The organism is Mycobacterium interjectum, assembly GCF_900078675.2.
Taxonomy (GTDB): Bacteria; Actinomycetota; Actinomycetes; order Mycobacteriales; family Mycobacteriaceae; genus Mycobacterium; species Mycobacterium interjectum.
Genome location: NZ_LT546237.1, coordinates 976,934 through 996,051 on the forward strand (window position 1 = coordinate 976,934; position 19,118 = coordinate 996,051).

The window sequence follows — 19,118 nt, forward strand, 5'->3', positions numbered from 1 at the left end:
CACCGCCACCCGCGGAAGGCGACAGTGCAGAGGCCGGGTGGCCGCCGGAACCCGGCAGCGCGTCAGCGGCGCCGGATGGCAGTGAAGGCGCTCACGCTGCACCCGAACCACCACCACCACCGCCGCCGCCTCCTGGGCCCGCCGGGCCTTCGTTCGGCCCGGCGCCGCCCGTCGGGCACCCCAACGCGGTGCCGTGGCCGCCGGCGGCGCGGACGCCGGGCGCGGAAGTGTCAGCGGCCAGTAGCCCGGATGCTGCGGCGCCCGCACTGATCCCGCCGCGCCCGCACTTCGACCAGCGCAACCAGTCACCGCCGCCGCCGCAGGGGTGGTCACCGCCGCGTATCGACCCGTCGCAACGGTGGGCACCGCGGGCGGACCTTCGCACTGCCGGCTCGGCACCCATCAGGCATGTCCAGGTCGAGGAAGTCGTGAAACGCCGCCGCGAACCGGCCGAAATCGGTTGGCGCAAAGCGGTTTACGCGTGCACAGGCGGACTGGTTAATTTGGGCGCGGGCCCTCACGAGCGCAAGCTGCGCGACTGGAAGGCGCGGGTCACCTCCAACATTCCCGGCAATTATCAAATCGCGTCGATATCGGTCAAAGGCGGAGTCGGCAAGACGCGGGTGACCGCCGGCGTGGGCACCGTGTTCGCCGATGAGCGCAAACAACAGGTGATCGCGATCGACGCCGACACCACCTACGGCGGTCTGGGTCGTTTCGTTGATCCCAAGGCGCTGAGCTCAATTCGTGATTTCCTTGCCGCCAAAGACGTCGTGGTCGACTATCCCAAGGCACGTCATTTCACCGGACAAAACAAGCAGGGCCTCGAGGTGTTGGCGGGCAACCAAAATGTCGCCAATCCGATGGACCTCGACGCGACAACGTTTTTCGACACCGTCACCTTGACACGCCGCTTTTACCAACTGGCGCTGGTGGATTGCGGCGCCGACGTCGAAACCGAGTTCTTCAAAGCGGTGCTGTCGGTCTCGGATGCGTTGATGATCATCGGCTCCTGTACTGCCGAGGGCGGCTTGGCGATCGAGACCACGGTCGACTGGCTGGCCGCCCGAAACGGCCACGAGCTGCTCAAGCGGTCAGTGATCGTGCTCAACGACACCCATGACTGCGCGAATAAGACGTTCATCTCCCATATCACCGAGACGGTGGGGCCTCGGGTGCGCTCGGTCAAGACGATCCCGTGGGACCCGCACCTGCGGGATGCGGACACGCTGGACTTTCCGGCCCTGCACAAACGCACCCGGCTGGCGTTTTTGGAGCTGGCCGCCGAGCTGGCCGAAGGGTTCCCCACCGCGGGGGCGCTGAGCGCGTGACTATCGAACGGTCGACAACAACCAACCCCGTGACCGCCTCGGCCGGACCGGCCCTGCCCGACCGGGTCTTGGTCGCGGTCATCGCCGGGGTCACCAAGATCGGGGTGGTGCTCGACGCCGCCGCCCCGGTGTCGGTGCAGTTGGCGGCGTTGGTGGACTTAGTCAATACCCGCCTTGGTGAGCTGGGGCAGCCGGCGCTGACGGCGGGCCCACGGGGCCGCTGGACGCTGTGCTGGGTGGATGGCAGCCCGCTGAAGCCGGGACTGTCCTTGGCAGCCCAAGGGGTCAGCGACGGCACCCGGCTGTGGCTGCGGTTCGCCGCGGACACCGAGGCCCGTATCAACGTCGTCGAGCATGTCACCTCGGCGGTGGCCGCCGAGCTCACTAAGCGGTGGCCGGCTGTCACCCCGGTGTGGGCGGCCCGCGTCGGCGCGGGCATGGTGGTGGCCGGGGTGCTGGCGGGCACCGCACTGTTGGGGCGGTGGCGTTATGGGCACCTGGGCTGGGCGCCGGCCGCCTACTGCGGTGGTCTGGCCGCGATGCTGCTGGCGGCGGCGGTGATTATCTTGGCGCGCCAAGCCAGCGTGGTGGCGCGCGGCGTCGGTGACACGCTGCTGTTGACCGGATGCATACCGGCGGCGGTGGGTGCTGCGGGTGCGGTGCCCGGGCCGGTGGGCGCCCCGCACGCCGCGCTGGGATTGGCGACGGTCCTGTTCGCCGCGGTGCTGGTGGTGCGGTTCACGGGCCGCCATATTGCGTTGGGCACGGCGGTGATCGTCAGCGCGGCCGCCGGGGTGGCGGTGGGTGTGGTGCGCATGGTGCTGGTGACCTCGGCGCCGATCCTGTTGACGGTGCTGCTGCTGGTGGCGCTGATGGGGATGCATGTGTCGCCCACCATGGCGCGCTGGGCGGCCGGGATTCGCCTGCCGGTGTTCCCCTCGGCGTCGGGGCGCTGGATCTTTGAGGCACGCCCGGATTTGCCGGCTGATCATGCGGTGGCCAGCGGCCAGGTCGCCACGTTCGCCGGGCCTGAGTCGGTGCGCGAGGTGACGGTGGCCACCGACCGGGCGCACTCCTACCTGACTGGGTTGTTGGTCGCGACAACATCTTTGGCGGTGGTGTGCGGTGTGGGGTTGTGCGATCCGCACGCTTCGCGGCGCTGGCTGCCGCTGGTATTGGCGGGCCTGGTGGCGGTCGCGGTGTTGCTGCGGGGCCGCTCGTTCACTGATCGCTGGCAGGCGACGATTCTGGCGTTGGCCGCCGTGACGCTGGTGATCGGGGTGGCCGGGCGTTTCGTGCTGGGGCTGTGGACGATGCCCGCACTGCTGGTGGGGGCATCGGTGATGATCGCGGTGCCGGTGGCCGGGCTGGTGGCCGGTGTGGTGGTGCCCAACCGCTTCTACACACCGACGTTCCGCAAAGTGGTCGAGTGGGTCGAATATGTGTGCTTGACCGGCATTTTCCCGTTGTCGTTTTGGCTTATGGGTGTGTTGGCCGCGATCCGGTACCGGTAGCAGGAGTGGTTTTGGTGAGTCGTGCAAAGCTGTGTGCGGCGGTATCGACTGTCGTGGTAGTGGGGTTCACAGGGTTGTGGGGTGCCCCCCCGGTCGGAGCGGTGGAGCCCCCGCAGATTGATGTGGGCGCCACCCCGCCCGATGGGCCGCCGGGCCCGGATCAGCCGATGCGCCAGGGCGCTTTTTGCACCAAGGTGGGTACCTTGCCGGGCACGGACTACCGGGTGCAGCCGCACTACTTGGACATGCTGGATTTGGCTGAGATGTGGCGTTTTGGCCGCGGCGCCGGGCAGCGGGTGGCCGTGATCGACACTGGGGTCAGCCCGCATCCGCGGCTGCCCGATCTCATCGGCGGCGGTGACTATGTGGTGGCCGGTGGGGATGGCCTGTCCGATTGTGACGCGCACGGCACGATCGTGGCCTCCCTGATCGCCGCCCAGCCAGCCGACGGCAAGACGCCGCCGCCTCCGCCGCGCCAGGGCCGCCATCCTGACACGGTGCCGACCACTGAGGCCCCACCTCCTCCGCCGCCACCACAAACGGTGACCGTGCAGGTGCCGCCTGCACCGCCTCCGCCGCCGCCGGACGGTGCGAGCTGGCAGCCCCGCCCACACCAACAGGTCGTGGTGCCCGCCGGGCAGGCCAAGCCGGCCCCCCAGNGTGGGCCCGCATTTGGTGGCGGTGGTCGCTGTCGACGGGCCGCCGCACAGCCCCTCGGTGTTGGATTACCCGCGGGTGGAATCCTTGGCGAAGCTGCCCCTAGAGGCGGTGGCCGCCGGGCTGAGCCAGTTCGATGTGAGCCTGCAGGGCATCGACATCGTCTCCGCGGGCGCGCGGCGGGCCCCCAAAACACATCACCCGTATGCGCCGGTGTATTCGGCCGAGGTGGGTGATCATCCCGCGGTCGGGCAGCGCCGCACCTGGCTGGTGGTGCGGCTGGACGCGCTGGCCAGTGCGCGGGCGATTGTGTGGCGCGAGTCGGTGGCGGCCACGATGAGCGCGGCGGCCGAATGGCTGGCCGCGGAGCTGACCAGTTTGCGTATCCCGGCGCGGGTGTTGACCGCGGCCCAGATCCGCGCCGCCGATGAGGCGGTGCTGGCCGGTATCGACCCGAAGGGCTTGAGGCCAGGGTGGGGCCGGTTGCGCCACGCGGGCGGTTATGTGCAGAACTATTGGATGTCGCCGGGCGACATTTCCAGCACCGCGATTGACCGGTTGTGGGCGCCGGACACCCATGCCACCGTGGTGTCGGTGCAGCTGCGCCGCAGCGACACCGGGGCCATCACAGCGGGGGTGATGGTGCGCTATCACACCGGCGGGCCGCTGGCCGAGCCGCCGCTGACCGGGCTGAACCCCTTTGCGGGTCGTCACGACGCCGCGCTGCGCGCCGGGCTGTTGAGCGCAAGCCGCTGGCTGGCGGTACCGGCGCGCGGGNCGCGGCGCAAAGCCGGCGATATCCGCACGATGGCACGCGCGATCGTGCACGCGGCCAACATGGGCGCCACGGTCATCAACATTTCGGAGGTGTCGTGTATGACCGCGACCGACATGATTGATCAGCGCGATTTGGGGGCCGCGATTCACTACGCGGCCGCAGACCGAAACGTGGTGATCGTGGCGGCGGCGGGCAACGCCGGCAACGAGGGCGGCAACGACTGCAAGCAGAACCCGATCTATAACCCGTTGACCCCCAACGATCCTCGCGATTGGGCCGGGGTGACCACGGTGGCCACGCCGGCGTGGTTTTCTGATTACGTGCTCACGGTGGGCGCGGTGGATTCCACCGGTGCTCCGCTGGATAGCAGCATGGCCGGACCCTGGGTGTCGATCGCGGCACCGGGCACCGACGTCGAAAGCCTCTCGCCGCGCGACGACGGGCTGATGAACGCCGTCGAGGGGACCAAGAACACGCTGGTGGCCCCCGCGGGCACCTCCTTTTCGGCCGCGATCGTCTCGGGTGTGGCCGCGCTGGTGCGCGCGAAGTACCCGCAGTTAACGGCCCATCAGGTGATCAACCGGCTACTGGCCACCGCACGAGCGCCGGCCCGCGGGGTGGATAATCAGGTCGGGCACGGCATCGTCGACCCGGTGGCCGCCCTGACCTATGACCTGCCGTCCGGGGAACCTGTTGGGCCGCAACGCTTAGCGGCCCCGCTGGTACTGGCACCGCCGAAGGTGGGCCGCGACATGACCCCGGTGTGGGTGGCCGGCGCCGGTGTGGGCGGGCTGGCGCTGCTGGGTTCGGTGGTACTGGGCTCGGCAGCATTGATGCGCCGGCGGGGGGCCCGCTCATGAAGTCAACCTTCCCGTTGAGCGTGGCGGCCGGCTGGCCGCGGCTGGTGGCGTTGTTCGTCGTCGACGTCGCGGTGGTGGCGGCGGGCGCGGCTGTCGGCGGCCGGCCGGGCTGGTGGGCNGCACCACTGCCAGCGGCCACCCGCTGCTGGTTGATCTGCGTGACCCGACCGAGCTGGCCACGGTGACGATCTCCGGGGAGTTCGCACTGCTGGTGCAGGTGGCGCTGCGCGCGGCCGCAACCGGCTACCAGGTCCTGGTGTGCACCAATCGCCCCCAACGCTGGCAGCCGGTCACCGGGGCCGGGCTACAGGTGGTCGGCGCGGCGGGGCTGGCCGAGCAGTTACCGGCCTCGCTGTACCCGTATGTGATCGTCTACGACGGGGTGGGCGGCCAGGCGCCGGCGGGGGCGGCGGTCACGGTGCGCACGGTCGGCAGACGCTCGGCCAGCGGCGCCGATATTCATATCGAGCAGGAGAGCGCCGGAGCGGCGGTGATCCGCACATGGGCGTTTCAATATCGGCTACGCATCAACCTCGATTATGAGCGCCGCGTGACCGACGCGGGCCCACGCCGGGCAGCCTAACGGGCTAGCATTCGAAGCTGACCATGACAGGCATTGACGCAGAAACCCCGGCCCGCAGCGCTTTTCGCCGCGGGCTGCTGGCATCGGGCATCGGTGTGGGCGGCTTGGTGCCTAGCCATAACCGGCAGGTGGCCGCGGAGATGTTTCGCACGGTTACCCGCGCCGAACCGAGCGTGTGTGACGGCTGGATGGGCCGGGTGCTGGCCGGTGAGGACACGGTTGAGGTCCTGGCCGGGGCCTGGGCGGCCGCAGAAACCTTCGGATGGGAGATCCGCCGGCTGCAGGTGCTGGGCGCCGATTTTCGCCCCTTGGTGTTCGACGGACTGTTTTTGCAGCTGCCGATCAGCTCGGTGGATGCGCTGCGCTGCGCGTACGCGACAGTGTTGATCCGCGAAGCCAACTACAGCCAAGCTGATGAGCTGCTCAGCTCGGCTGGCAGGCCCTCTGATCCCTTTGACGCCGACATGGCCTGCTACGTGTCCGGGCTGCTGCATTTCCGCACCCAACGCTGGACCGATGTGCTGCGCCTGTTCCGGGTCGACAAGCGTTGGTATCGGGCCGAATACGAGTGCGCGGCTACCGCGATGGCCACCACAGCGTTGGCGTCGCTGGGGGTGTTCGAGGATGCGTTTCGCCGCGGGGAGAGAGCCGCCGGCGATGACCGCGTGCCCCAGGCCGCCACCGTGATCCTCTACACCCAGGCGATGTGTCTTCGCCACCTGGGCCGCGAAGATGAGGCCGCCCAGCTGCTGCGCCGGGTGTATTCGCGCGACCCGAAATTCACCCCGGCCCGCGAGGCGATGGACGACGCGACCCGCCGGCTGGTGCTGACCGACCCAGAAACCATCGAGGCGCGCTCCGACCCGTGGGACCCGGCAAGCGCCCCGAGCCGACTAGAGACCGAGACGGCCCGCGACGCCGAGAAGGCCTCGGAGTATTTGGCCGAGGGGCAAGCCGAGCTGGACGCCATGCTGGGCATGGAGGCGGCCAAGCGGGAAATCAAACGCATCCGCTCGACCACGAAGGTCAATCTGGCGCGCGCCAAGGTGGGACTGCGGGTGCCGGTGACCTCTCGGCACACGTTGTTGCTGGGTCCGCCGGGGACCGGGAAGACGTCGGTGGCAAGGGCTTTCACCAAGCAGCTGTGCGGGCTTAAGGTGCTGCGCAAACCGCTGGTGGTGGAGACCAGCCGCGCCAAGTTGTTGGGCCGCTACATGGCTGATGCGGAGAAGAACACCGAAGAGATGCTCGAAGGGGCTCTGGGTGGGGCGGTGTTTTTCGACGAGATGCACACGCTGCACGAGCGCGGCTATTCCACCGGCGACCCGTACGGCAACGCGATCATCAACACGCTGCTGCTGTATATGGAGAATCACCGCGACGAGCTGGTGGTGTTCGGCGCCGGCTACGCCAAAGCCACCGCGCGGATGCTGGAAGTCAATCAGGGTCTGCGGCGGCGGTTTTCGACCGTGATCGAGTTCCACAGCTACACCCCGCCCGAGCTGATCGAGCTGACCAAGCTGATGGTGGGCGAAGACGAAGACGTGACCACCGATGAGGCCGTTGAGGTGCTGCGCCCGGATTTCGAGAGGTTCTATGCCGACGAAAACATCACCGCCGAAGGCGATTTGATCCGCGGCATAGACGTGTTGGGCAATGCCGGGTTTGTGCGCAACGTGGTGGAAAAGGCCCGCGATCACCGCAATGACCGCCTCGACACCACCGAGCTCGATGACCTGCTGGCCAGCGACGACGTCGAGGTCAGCGCCGAGCAGCTGCAACGGCTGCGCGAGCTGACCCGCGAGGACCTGGCCGAGGGTTTACGTGCAGCGGTGTCCGAGAAGCGCTCCGAATGAGGCGAAAAGTGGTATTTCGCTCGTCTTACCCACACCTGACTTACGTTGGCCTGAGCAGATGCTCACGACTGCACACTTGGTGCAGCGTAACGACGGACGCCGTCTGATCCCGAGCACTTCACTGCGAGGAGACGACTTGGTAGAAGCATTTGGCGATGTCGGAGATCAGTCGTGACCGGCCTGGCGCGTTGGTGAGGAAGTAATCGCTCATCTTCTCGTGCGCGCCGCGGTTGTCGGCGACCGCGCCGGTGACGGCGTCGTCGAAGTCAGGGGACTCGACGAACTGCTTCGTGGATTGACCTTGGCCTGCTGCACGACCGGCGGCGCAGCTCCAGATCCTTGCTGTCGAGGCCGGCCATTATGTCCTCGATGCGCTCACCGCGCTTCCCTGCTTTGTCTACCTCGTGTTGCTGGAGTATTCACGACGATACGTCAATAACCCACAAAACCGGCATCATCCTCGGCTAGGCTCGGTCATCCCCAGTTAAATCGGGTTTCGCCGGAGCGGAGGATCTGCTTTGTCCGAACCTTGGTTGTCTGCCGACGACATCGCCGCCCACCTTGGCGTCACGAAGGACACGGTCTACTCATGGATCTCCGACAAGGCGATGCCCGCCCACAAGGTCGGTCGCCTCTGGAAGTTCCAGGCGAGCGAGGTCGACGGGTGGGTCCGCAACGGCGGAGCAGCCATCTCTGACGAGCCGCTCCCGACCGAGTGACGCGCTACTGGTCGCCGGTAGGCGGAAATGTCTGACGGTGGCGATACCCTGATCGACTTTGTTCATGGCCTGAAGGAGGTGCACACGATGACGGACACGCCGCGCGCATCGCGCTACGCGCTGTCGTTCACCACCGGTGCCCTCGTTATGCGGGAAGCACTCATCGCCGCCCCGATCTACCTCCGCGAGCACGACTGGGCCAAGGTCCGCCAGCTCATCGAAGAGGACAACCTCCTCCAGGCCCGTACCGTCTCTACCGGGCACAGGCGCGCACGCGAGGTGGCCCAGCGTCTCGCCGTCTTGACCGAGTGCGAACTTGAGCTGCTTGTGGACTCGACGACATCGGAGCGCGGTCACTTACTGTGGGCCGCCGCTTGCCGGCACTACGACCTGATCGGCGAGTTCGCCGAGGAGGTGCTTCGCGAGCGCTTCCTCCTGCTGACTCCGACGCTCGATCACGACGACTTCGACAGCTTCATCCTTAGCAAGGCGCTCTGGCACGAGGAAGTCGCTGGTGTCAAGGACTCTACCCTGCGCAAGCTGCGCTCCAATGTCTTTCGCATGCTCGTCGAGGCGGGCCTCCTGAGCGAAGACGGCCGCATCCTCCAGGTGGTGCTGTCGACCCGAGTCAACGACGCGCTGGCCGCCCGCACGCCGAGCGACATCCGCTTCTTTCCGACGGGAGGTGGTGCGCGGTGAACCGTAACGACCTGACCAAGCAAGAGGAGCACATGCTCGCGGTGCTAAGCGGGAAGCGGTTCCTCCAGATGGAGGGCCTCAGCAACGAGGTTCCTTTCTTCATCTATCCGTATGCACCGGAGGACGCCCTCGCCGTGGCGCACGCTAGGAAGCGGATCAAGAACAGGCTGAGCCAGAAGGGCATCAGCGTCTGTGAGGTCAACCTCTACGACCTCTCCGTCGAGATCCTCAAGGAGCGCGGCGTCTGGGAGCGTGTCCTGGCCGCGGAGCCTGACCAGGACAAGGAAGACTTCCGCGAACTGCTCCAGGGCATGCTGGATCCGCAGCTGCACATCGCGCCGGCGATCCGCTCCAAAATCGACGACGGCGAGTTCGACATCTTCTTCCTCACTGGCATCGGCGAGGTATTCCCATACATCCGGTCGCACAACGTGCTGAACAACCTGCAGAGCGTCGTGACCGGCAAGCCCATGCTCATGTTCTTCCCTGGCCGCTACGAGCAGTCCGACACCCTCGGCTCCTCCCTCGTTCTGTTCGGGCGGCTGAAGGACGACCAGTACTACCGAGCCAAGAACATCTTGGAACAGGAAGCGTGAATCCGATGCTGCTCAACAAGATCTTCGCCAAGGACGTGCAACGCCCAATCGAAGGTGTCATCAAGGCGGACGACACCGCGCACCTGGGCACCGAGGTGGACGAGTACGTCGTGACCAATGAGGCGGCCAAAGGCCTTGAGCTGCTTCTTGAGTCCTACACGAACTACACCAACGCCAACGGTGTGTGGATCTCCGGCTTCTTCGGCTGCGGTAAGTCGCATCTATTGAAGATGCTCGCCCATCTCCTCGGTGACGTCGAAGGCCAGGAGTTTGATCGAGCAGAAGTCGCGGAAAGCTTCCGCGCCAAGGCAACTGGCGCCTTTTTGCCGGCCCTGCTGACCAAGGCAGAACGCATCCCGGCCAAGAGCCTGCTGTTCAACATCGACCAGAAAGCGACGCTCATCACGAAAGACCAGACCGACGCTTTACTCAAGGTGTTCGTCAAGGTCTTCGACGAGAGTCGCGGCTATTTCGGCAACCAGGGTCATGTCGCTCGCTTCGAGCGTGACCTCGACAACCGCGGCCAGTACGAAGCGTTCAAGGTGGCCTACAAGCGCATCGCTGGCCGCGATTGGACCCAAGGGCGTGAGGAAGGGGTCCTGGAAGAGCCGAACGTGGCCAAGGCGTATGCCGAAATCAGCAGTCAAAACCAAGGATCACCGGCGAACATCCTCACCAAGTACCGCAACGAATATTCCGTCTCCATCGAGGACTTCGCCGACGAGATCAGGGGTTGGCTGGACAAGCAGCCCGAGGGTTTCCGGCTCAACTTCTTCGTCGACGAGGTCGGCCAATTCATCGGCTCCAACACTCACCTGATGCTCAACCTTCAAACCATCGCCGAGAGCCTCAACACGAAGTGCCAGGGCCGCGCGTGGGTGTTCGTGACTTCCCAGGAGGATATGGACAAGGTCGTCGGCGACCGCACCAGGCAACAGGGCAACGACTTCTCCAAAATCCAGGCCCGCTTCAACACCCGCGTGAAGCTCACCAGCGCAGACGTCGAAGAAGTCATCCGCAAGCGCCTGCTCGAGAAGAACGAGACCGGTGCCGCCGCACTCAGAGCGATCTATGCCAACGAGTCGGCAAACTTCAAGACACTCTTCGACTTCGTCGACGGCGCCAAGACCTACCGCAACTACACCGACGAAGCTCACTTCGTCGACACCTATCCCTTTGTCAGTTACCAGTTTCCGCTATTCCAAGCAGCGATCGAAGGTATCTCCGACCACAACGTTTTTGAGGGTCGCAACCGCTCGGTCGGCGAGCGGTCGATGCTCGGTGTGGTCCAGCAGGTTGCCAAGGACATCGGTGACGTGGAGGTCGGGCGTCTGTCGACCTTTGACCACATGTTCGCCGGCATCCGGGCATCGTTGAAGTCGGCCGCCCAGAACTCTGTCCTGCGCGCGGAGCGCGACCTGCCGAATCCCGATTCGAAGGTCACGAAGTTGGCTGTCCGCCTGCTTAAGGCGCTCTTCCTCGTCAAGTACGTCGAGAGCTTCAAGGCGACACCTCGCAACCTGACCGTGCTCGTCTACGACCGCTTCGGTCTCGATCTCCCGGCTTTGTCGGGAGATGTCAAGGAAGCGCTGATCCTGCTGGAGACGCAGACATACGTCCAGCGCAACGGCAACATTTACGAGTACCTGACCAATGAAGAGCAGGTCATCGAAGAAGAGATCAAGAACGTCGACATCGACGCCTCCGAAGTGAGCGCACGACTGTTCAAGATTCTCTCCGGCGACGTCATCAAGACCAACAAATTCCGCTACGCCAAGAACGGCCAAGACTTCCCATTCGGCTTTAAGCTCGACGACCAGGTCCACGGACCCCAACGCGAACTGTCGATCCACTTCATCACGCCGGAGTACCCATACACGCCGGACGAGACGCGGATGCACAGCGCCGGGAAGGACGAGCTGCGCGTCATCCTCGAACCAGATGAGCGCGTGCTATCGGATCTGCGCTTGCTCATCAAGACCGAGAAGTACACGAAGCGCAAGCAGACCACATCGCTCACGGCGATCGAGGATCAAATCCTTCGGTCGAGGGCTGCACAGAACGTCGACCGCGAGAAGGAGCTCATCGAGCGCGTCGGCCGCGCTGTGGGCAAGTCGGCACTGGTCATCAACGCCACGGATGTGTCCTCAAGCTCGCAGGACGCGCTCGCCCGTGTATCTGACGGCTTCCAGGATCTCGTCAGCCGCACCTATACCCAGCTCAAGCTACTTGGGGGTGTCACCTACAGCGAGCAGCAGGTGGCTGGTGCTGCCAACCCCGACAGTGGTCTCTTCGACGCCGCGGGATGGACGAAGCTCTCCACCCCCAGCGAGGAGGTGCTGGCGTTCATCCTCCGCAAGCAAGCACTGGGCGAACAGGTCACCGTCAAGACGATCGTCGACAACTTCCAGACAAAGCCCTACGGCTGGGACCTTGCCTCTATCGAGGTGTTCGTGGCCTATCTGATCGGTGCCTCGAAGGTGACCCTGACAGTGGATGGCAATGTGCTCAAACGAAGCGAAGTGGCCGGCGCGCTGCGAAACACGCAGAAGCACTCGCATGCGGTCGTCGCTCCGCAGAAAACGTTCGACGAACGCAAGGTCACGGCCTTCCGGAAGTTCTGCACCGACTTCTTCGACGAAGCCGACGCGCCCAAAGATCCGCTGGAGCTCGCCCGCCACGGCGCCGACAAGCTGGAGGGAAAGCTTGACGAACTCAAGGCCACCGTCACTGGCTCGAAGTACCCCTTCGTTGAGCAGCTCAACGGCCCCATCAGTCTGCTCGAAGAGACGGTGGGCAAGACCGACGACTGGTACCTCGCCGACTTCAACATTGGCAACGACCTGCTCGACGCCAAGGAGAGCGTCATCGATCCGATCCAGTCGTTCCTCAACGGCGCGCAACGCACAATCTACGACGAGGCCGTGGCAATGCTCGCTACGCACAGCAGCAACCTTGGTTACCTGCCGAACGGCAGTGACGAGGCCGTTAGGAGCGCGCTCGCTGACCCGAATGCCTTCCGGGGCAACAGGATGGCGCATCTCAAGCAGGCGACCGATAAAATCCGCAGCCAGGTCGACGAAGTTGTCGCAGCCAACAGGGCAACCCTCACCACCTCGATCGACGACCGCAAGGCTGAACTAATCGGCAGCACCTTCTACGAGAAGGCCACGGCCGAGGCTCAACAGGGCGTCGTTCAGAAGATCGACCAGGTGCTCTCGCGAGTCGGCGCAGAAGGTCAGATCGCACTCATCCTGCAGATCGGGGCCGAGTTCGAAGACAGTGTGTACCCGTCGCTGCTCGATCAGCTCGCTGCTTCTCGACAGGGTGGTGGTCTTCCGCCCCCTAAGCGGACGGTCTCCATCAAGACAGTCAACGTGCCCGGAGCATCCGGCGTTCTCGAAACAGACACTGACGTCGAGAAGTACCTCACTGCCCTGCGCGCTGCGCTGATCCAGGCGCTCAAGGACGGAAAGCGAATCTCACTCTGATGGAAACCGCACCGCTGAAATCCTTCGCTGTATGGGCGCGCACCGCGCTGATTCGCGAAGTCACCGCACGCATCGCCGTGGTGCTGGCCCCGGCGTCACCGGAGAGAGTCGAGCAGCCCAAAGCTGTTGCAGCCCTGGAGAAGGCAGTCATCGCTGCAGGCGGTGGTGACAGAGGTCGTGCGGCGGTGGCAGACCGGGTCGCCTACACCTGGTTCAACCGGATCATCGCTCTGCGATTCATGGACGCCAACGGCTACACCGGTATTGGAGTCGTCTCGCCCCAAGCTGGGGTCGACGTTGGGCAGCCAGAGGTCCTCGCTGAGGCCAAACGCGGCAACATCGACGCCGAGGTGGTCAGCAAAAAGAGGAGCGAATCTGTCACGGGGTTGCTCAATGGAACCCGCCGCAGTGACGACCCGCAGGGCGAGGCCTACGCGCTGCTGCTCACCGAGTACTGCCGCCACTGGAACCGTGCCATGCCCTTCATGTTCGAGCGCGAGGGCGACTTCACCGAGCTGCTCATCCCGGCCAATCTGCTCGCAGATGACTCGGTGCTGAACCGAGCCATCAACGTGTTGAGCGAGGACGTGTGCCAAGACGTCGAGGTGATTGGCTGGCTCTACCAGTTCTACATCATCGAACTCAAGGAGCAGATCAACGATTCCAAGGTGCCGATCGGCGCCGATAACCTGGCGCCGGTCACCCAGCTGTTCACTCCGCACTGGATTGTTCGCTATTTGGTAGAGAATTCGCTTGGGCGGTTGTGGTTGCGTTCTCGCCCCTCCAGTCGACTACGGGATCGCATGGAGTACTACGTCGAACCGCTAGCGGGACAACAAGACACGGGCATCGTTGTGAGCTCCCCGGAGCAGATCCGGGTAGTCGACCCTGCCTGCGGCTCCGCCCACATGCTCACCTACGCCTTCGATCTCTTGTATGCGATCTACGAAGAGGAGGGCTACACACCAAGCTCGATTTCCGAACTAATCCTCACCCACAACCTCCGCGGGCTGGAAGTTGACGACCGGGCGGCACAGCTCGCCTCGTTTGCGCTTGCCATGAAGGCACGTGGGCGTGACCGCCGATTCCTGCAACGGCGAATCCAGCCGGACATCATCTGGATTCGCCCGATCACGTTCGAACCGACCTCGGTCCAGCGGATCGTAGAGACAGTCACGACGCAGCCGCGAGCCGATGGATCGCCGGCCGATGCCGAAGCGGTGAGCCGGTTGCTCTACAGCTTCGTCGACGCGAACTACTTCGGCTCCTTGATCCGCGTCAACGCCGCCGCCCTCGCCGCCCTCGATAACGCCCTCGACACACTCGAGGCCAACGCCGCCGACCTCTACGCCACCAACGATGCGATCCAAGCCCGCGACCTAGTGCGCCAAGCGAAAGCTCTCGTCGACCAACAATACAACGTAGTGATCGCTAACCCCCCCTACCTCGCCGCCCGAAACATGGCCCCGAAGCTGAAAAACTGGGTGGAAACAAATTACGCCGGCGCTAAGAACGACCTACTAGCCGCATTCATGGTCCGGGCGACGGAAGTCTCTGTGCAGTCTGGCCAGTGGGGCATGATCGTTCTGCCCTCATGGATGTTCCTCTCAACCTTCGCCGCGTTTCGCGAATGGTTTCTCGACAGCCAACGGATCGAGTCGTTTCTTCACCTCGGGCGAGGTATTTTCGGTTCCGACTTCGGCTCGGATGCATTCTCGGTCACCAACGCCCCAGCGCCGGACGGATACCGAGCGACATATCGCAGATTGTTTGACGAGCACGTACAAGTCCGCAAACCAGAAGTCATTGAGCGACTGTTTCGTGATCCTGAGTACCACCACTTTGAGACGAAACAGTCAGATTATAAACTTATTCCAGACGCGCCAATCGCCTACTGGCTCTCCAGTGCAATGAAGAATGCATTTGCCAAAGGGGTTCGCCTCGCCGACATCGCCTCCCCTCGACAAGGCCTCGCCACCGCGGACAATAACCGATTCCTACGACAATGGTTTGAAGTATGTGAAAGTCGGATTGGATTCGGCATGAAGAGCCGACAGCAAGCAAAAGAATCTGGCAAGAAGTGGTTCCCCTACAATAAGGGTGGTCCGTTCCGCAGATGGTGGGGTAATCAAGACTACGTTGTCAACTGGGAAGACGACGGTAAGGATCTGTGGGACTTCCGGCCCCGGTCAGTTATTCGTAATCCGAATTTCTACTTTCGCCGAAGCATTTCCTGGTCAGACGTATCATCGGGCCTGACTCCGTTTCGTATGTTCCCAGATGGCTTCGTATACGATGTCTCCGGAATGTCGTTGTTTCCCAGCGAGCCGGCACGCAACGGTGTTCAGGGATTCTTGAATTCTTCAGTATGTCCGAAGTTCTTGGCGATAGTTTCGCCGACGATTCATGCTCAAATCGGCGACGTTGGCAAGATTCCTATTGTCCCAGCGGATTCGTCTGTTGTCGGACCGCTTGTTGATGAGCTTGTTTCGACTTTTCGGTGTGATTGGGATTTGTTTGAGACGTCGTGGGATTTCGGGGTGAATCCGCTTGTGGCGTTCGGGGCCGGCGCCCTCGAGGCGCACGCGAAGACCCGTTGGGACAATGCTGTCGCCACCACTAAACGTGCGCAAGAGTTGGAGGAGGAGAACAACCAATACTTCGCCAGGCTCTATGGGCTTGAGGACGAAGTGGAGTGCATGGTTCCGCTCAGTCGGGTTTCGCTGACGCAGAACCCCTACTTTCGGTATGCGCCAACAAGGGGTGTGGAGCGCAGTGAGGAGGATTACCGGACGCTGTTCTTCAGCGACCTGGCAAAGGAATTGGTGTCCTACGCGGTCGGGTGCATGATGGGCCGCTACAGCCTCGACGCCCCGGGGCTAATCCTCGCTGATGAGGGCGCCACGTTGCAGGACTACCTCGCAAATGTTTCCTCGCCCACGTTCATGCCGGACAAGGACAACGTCATCCCCATCGTGGACGGCGACTGGTTCGAGGACGACATGGTCGCCCGCTTCCGCCAGTTCTTGCGTGCAGCCTTCGGCGAACAGCATTTTGAGGAGAACCTCCGATTCGTCACCGAATCCCTGGGGGTGAAGGACCTGCGCGACTACTTCGTGAAGTCCTTCTACAAGGACCACGTTCAGCGCTACAAGAAACGCCCGATCTATTGGCTCTTCTCAAGCCCTAAGGGCTCGTTCAATGCGCTCATCTACGTGCACCGCTACACGCCGTCGACAGTTTCGACCGTGCTAAATGAGTACCTGCGCGAGTTCAAGGCCAAGCTAAGGTCCAGCCTTGAGCACCAAGAGCGCCTCGTTGCCGCCGGTGGTGGTACCCCTCGGCAGCAGGCGGCGGCGCAGAAGGAAACGGATCGGCTCCGCAAGGTCCTGCTGGAGCTCGACGAGTACGAGCACGACGTCCTCTACCCATTGGCGTCGCACCAGATCGAAATCGATCTGGACGACGGTGTGAAGGTGAACTACCCGAAGTTCGGCGCCGCTCTGAAGAAGATTCCCGGACTTGAGGCAAGCGAATGAGCGAAATCGCTACAGTCCGACCGCATCTGGAGCGTCGCTTCGAGGACTACCGCGTCGTGTTCTGGCACGACCCAGAGGGTCAGTACGCCGGGGACCTACACAATCTTGCGCTGCCGGGTGTGCAGACGATCCGGGTTACCAACAACGAATACGGCATCAAGGACCGGCTGTTGCACGACGAGCCAACGAGCAAGTTCCTCGTGTACCGCTCCGGACAGGTTCCTGATGGCGTAGGGAACTGGTTGCTGGATCTGGAATTGGCTTACGGGGTCTTCACGGCGGATCGCACGTCCTTGGTCGCCCAAGATCTTGGGCTTACCGTCGAGGGCATCGATGAGGTCGTCCGCTCCCACGAGAAGTTCTTCAACGCCACCAAGCGAGTCCAGAGCCTGAAGGCTCTCCTGAGCCCTGAGGACGATCCGGCCAAGCTTCGAGCGAAGATCACCGCCGTCGTGCTCGGGCAGCGCGAGCACAGTCTCCTAGAGATCACTCGCGCACTGTTGGTTGAGAACGGCACGGGGCAGCGAATCAAGTACGACGCACTCGTCGACTACGGGCTGGACGATTTCTATTGGCGTGGTGTTGCTTCCATCTATGGATACGAGTCTTCGTCACCAAGTGTCGATGACCTTGTGCTGTGGATCTTTCGGAAGGCGATCGAGGGGTTCAAATCGGATCGACCGGGTGGCCTCCAGAACATTCAGCTTGATTTTGCGAGCCTTCGGAACGACAGGCGTAGCCAAGAGGCTTTTGTCACCGTCGCCAAGCGCGCGGCCCGCGACCTCGACTATGCCTCGTCTATTGAAGATGTCAGCTTCCGCGACCTCGTGTCCGTCGACATCTTCGAGGAGACCGACCAGAAGATCATCAGTGATTTGGCTCGCGCGGTGGCCGAGCAGACCATATCGGCACGCGAAGTCGCCGAACTTGTACGTGCACGGCAGAGCAGCGTGTGGATCGACGGCTATCGGCAGCTGTATATGGCGATCGCCAGTGCATCGGAGTTACTGACCGAACTGGCGTCGCTTGACCTCGCAGCGCAGTCGTTCGACGAGGCGCTTGAACGTTACCGGCGTGAGTGGTTTCGCGTCGACCAGCTCTATCGGCAGTTCATTTTTGCGGCGCGCACCGCCGAGTACCCGAAGCCTTTGGAGGCTCTGCGGGAGCAGGTCGAGAAGCGCTACACCAACAAGTTCGTTTATGAGCTCGGCAACGCTTGGCAGCAGAAGGTTGACTCAGCGGACAAGTGGACCTCGTCGGTACTCCGTCCGCAAGCCTCCTTCTATAGCGACTACATCGAGCCACTGGTGCGCGATGGCGATAAGAAGGCCGTTGTAATCATCTCCGATGCGCTTCGCTACGAGGCGGCCGAGGAGCTCGGCTCCCGGATCCGTCAGGAGGATCGTTTCGACGCCTCGTTGGATGCGGTCCTGGGGGTGCTGCCGAGCTACACGCAGCTGGGAATGGCCGCGCTGCTTCCGCATTCGACGTTGAAGCACTCGCCTGATGCGAAGACGGTGCTCGCGGACGACCAACCCACCAATGGAACTGCATTCCGCCGCAAAATCCTTGAAAGCGTGGGCGGTTCAGCGGTCCAGGCCGAGCAGTTTAAGGGAATGACCGCGGACGAGCGTCGCGCACTCTTCAGATCGAATCGAGTGCTGTACGTCTATCACAACCGGATCGACAAGACCGGAGATGACCCGATCTCGGAGCGGCAGGTGTTCGAGGCAGTGGACGACACCCTCCGTGATTTGGTCGATTTGGTGAAAAAGGTCGCGAATGCCAACGCCACCAACATCTTCGTCACGGCTGACCACGGTTTCTTGTTCCAAGATGAAGCGCTTGCTGACTCGTTCTTCCTATCGATGCAACCGCACGGTGACGACATCAAGGTGACCAACAAGCGCTACGTCCTCGGCCACGGGCTGAAGGTTGACATCGCATTCACGACGTTCAACTCCGCGCAGCTCGGGCTTGACGGCGATCTGGAGGTACAGGTCCCCAAGTCGATCCACCGTCTCCGCCTGGCCGGCGGTGGCTCGCGATTCGTCCACGGCGGCGCGACACTTCAGGAAATCGTCGTGCCGGTTCTCGCTGTCAACAAGAAGCGTAAGAGCGATACCCGTCTCGTCAACGTCGAGGTGTGGCCGGAGTCCGACAAGATCACGACAGGGCAGGTTGTTGTCCGCCTGTTCCAGCCCGAGCCGGTAAGCGAGAAAGTACAGCCGCGCACAGTTCGTGCAGGCCTCTATGCCGGCGAGACCTTGATCTCGAACCAGATCGAGATGACGTTCGATCAGGCGTCGTCCGACAAGCGTGATCGCTACCAGAGCGCTCGGATGCTGCTCAGCCAGGATGCCAACGACTACAACAACCGAGCGGTCGAGTTCCGGCTCGAAGAGCGCATCCCCAACACCAACCAGTGGCGCGTCTACGCCAAGGCGATGTACACGCTCAAGCGTTCCTTCGCCACCGACTTCGACTTCTAAAGG

At 63.4% G+C, this 19,118-nt stretch carries 10 protein-coding genes and 1 pseudogene; all 11 read left to right on the forward strand.

Features of this window, described 5'->3' with window-relative positions; all coding sequences use genetic code 11:
- Positions 1–503: 503 nt before the first annotated feature.
- On the forward strand, positions 504–1,331 hold the full coding sequence (locus BN4348_RS38935; protein ID WP_160040367.1) for a MinD/ParA family ATP-binding protein: 828 nt from the start codon (positions 504–506) through the stop codon (positions 1,329–1,331).
- Between the two features lie 29 nt (positions 1,332–1,360).
- The gene (eccD, locus tag BN4348_RS38940) at positions 1,361–2,845 is read left to right on the forward strand and encodes a type VII secretion integral membrane protein EccD (protein WP_235852685.1); all 1,485 of its coding nucleotides are present in this window, start codon (positions 1,361–1,363) and stop codon (positions 2,843–2,845) included.
- A 5-nt stretch (positions 2,846–2,850) separates the two neighbouring features.
- Positions 2,851–3,522 (forward strand): annotated as a pseudogene (locus BN4348_RS61300) (S8 family serine peptidase); the annotation flags it as partial.
- Positions 3,434–5,140 (forward strand): type VII secretion protein EccE, encoded by a 1,707-nt coding sequence (eccE, locus tag BN4348_RS62425; RefSeq protein ID WP_084454078.1) that lies wholly within the window; start codon positions 3,434–3,436, stop codon positions 5,138–5,140. The pseudogene BN4348_RS61300 and the gene eccE, both read left to right, overlap by 89 nt.
- Before the next feature lie 606 nt (positions 5,141–5,746).
- On the forward strand, positions 5,747–7,579 hold the full coding sequence (eccA, locus tag BN4348_RS38965) for a type VII secretion AAA-ATPase EccA (protein WP_066911592.1): 1,833 nt from the start codon (positions 5,747–5,749) through the stop codon (positions 7,577–7,579).
- Between the two features lie 518 nt (positions 7,580–8,097).
- A complete protein-coding gene (locus BN4348_RS38970; protein WP_066911595.1) occupies positions 8,098–8,298 on the forward strand; it encodes a helix-turn-helix domain-containing protein in 201 nt (66 codons plus the stop codon).
- 27 nt (positions 8,299–8,325) lie between these two features.
- The gene (locus BN4348_RS38975; protein ID WP_235852686.1) at positions 8,326–8,997 is read left to right on the forward strand and encodes a DUF1819 family protein; all 672 of its coding nucleotides are present in this window, start codon (positions 8,326–8,328) and stop codon (positions 8,995–8,997) included.
- Complete coding sequence (locus BN4348_RS38980; protein ID WP_211145702.1) at positions 8,994–9,593, forward strand: DUF1788 domain-containing protein; 600 nt, start codon at positions 8,994–8,996, stop codon at positions 9,591–9,593. Before BN4348_RS38975 ends, BN4348_RS38980 begins: the two co-directional genes overlap by 4 nt.
- 5 nt (positions 9,594–9,598) lie before the next feature.
- Positions 9,599–13,084 carry a BREX system P-loop protein BrxC gene (gene brxC / locus BN4348_RS38985; RefSeq protein WP_066911619.1) on the forward strand — a complete coding sequence of 1,162 codons (3,486 nt, stop codon included), beginning with the start codon at positions 9,599–9,601 and terminating at the stop codon, positions 13,082–13,084.
- Positions 13,084–16,623, forward strand: coding sequence for a BREX-1 system adenine-specific DNA-methyltransferase PglX (gene pglX / locus BN4348_RS38990; protein WP_066911598.1), 3,540 nt, complete (start codon positions 13,084–13,086; stop codon positions 16,621–16,623). Before brxC ends, pglX begins: the two co-directional genes overlap by 1 nt.
- On the forward strand, positions 16,620–19,115 hold the full coding sequence (gene pglZ / locus BN4348_RS38995; protein WP_066911601.1) for a BREX-1 system phosphatase PglZ type A: 2,496 nt from the start codon (positions 16,620–16,622) through the stop codon (positions 19,113–19,115). The genes pglX and pglZ overlap by 4 nt, the downstream gene beginning before the upstream one ends.
- Positions 19,116–19,118: the final 3 nt, after the last annotated feature.

Excerpts from the sequence above, each read along its gene's own strand:
- eccA (WP_066911592.1), top strand. The coding sequence starts at position 5,747 with ATGACAGGCATTGACGCAGAAACCCCGGCCCGCAGCGCTTTTCGCCGC.
- BN4348_RS38975 (WP_235852686.1), top strand. The coding sequence starts at position 8,326 with ATGTCTGACGGTGGCGATACCCTGATCGACTTTGTTCATGGCCTGAAG.
- brxC (WP_066911619.1), top strand. The coding sequence starts at position 9,599 with ATGCTGCTCAACAAGATCTTCGCCAAGGACGTGCAACGCCCAATCGAA.
- pglX (WP_066911598.1), top strand. The coding sequence starts at position 13,084 with ATGGAAACCGCACCGCTGAAATCCTTCGCTGTATGGGCGCGCACCGCG.
- pglZ (WP_066911601.1), top strand. The coding sequence starts at position 16,620 with ATGAGCGAAATCGCTACAGTCCGACCGCATCTGGAGCGTCGCTTCGAG.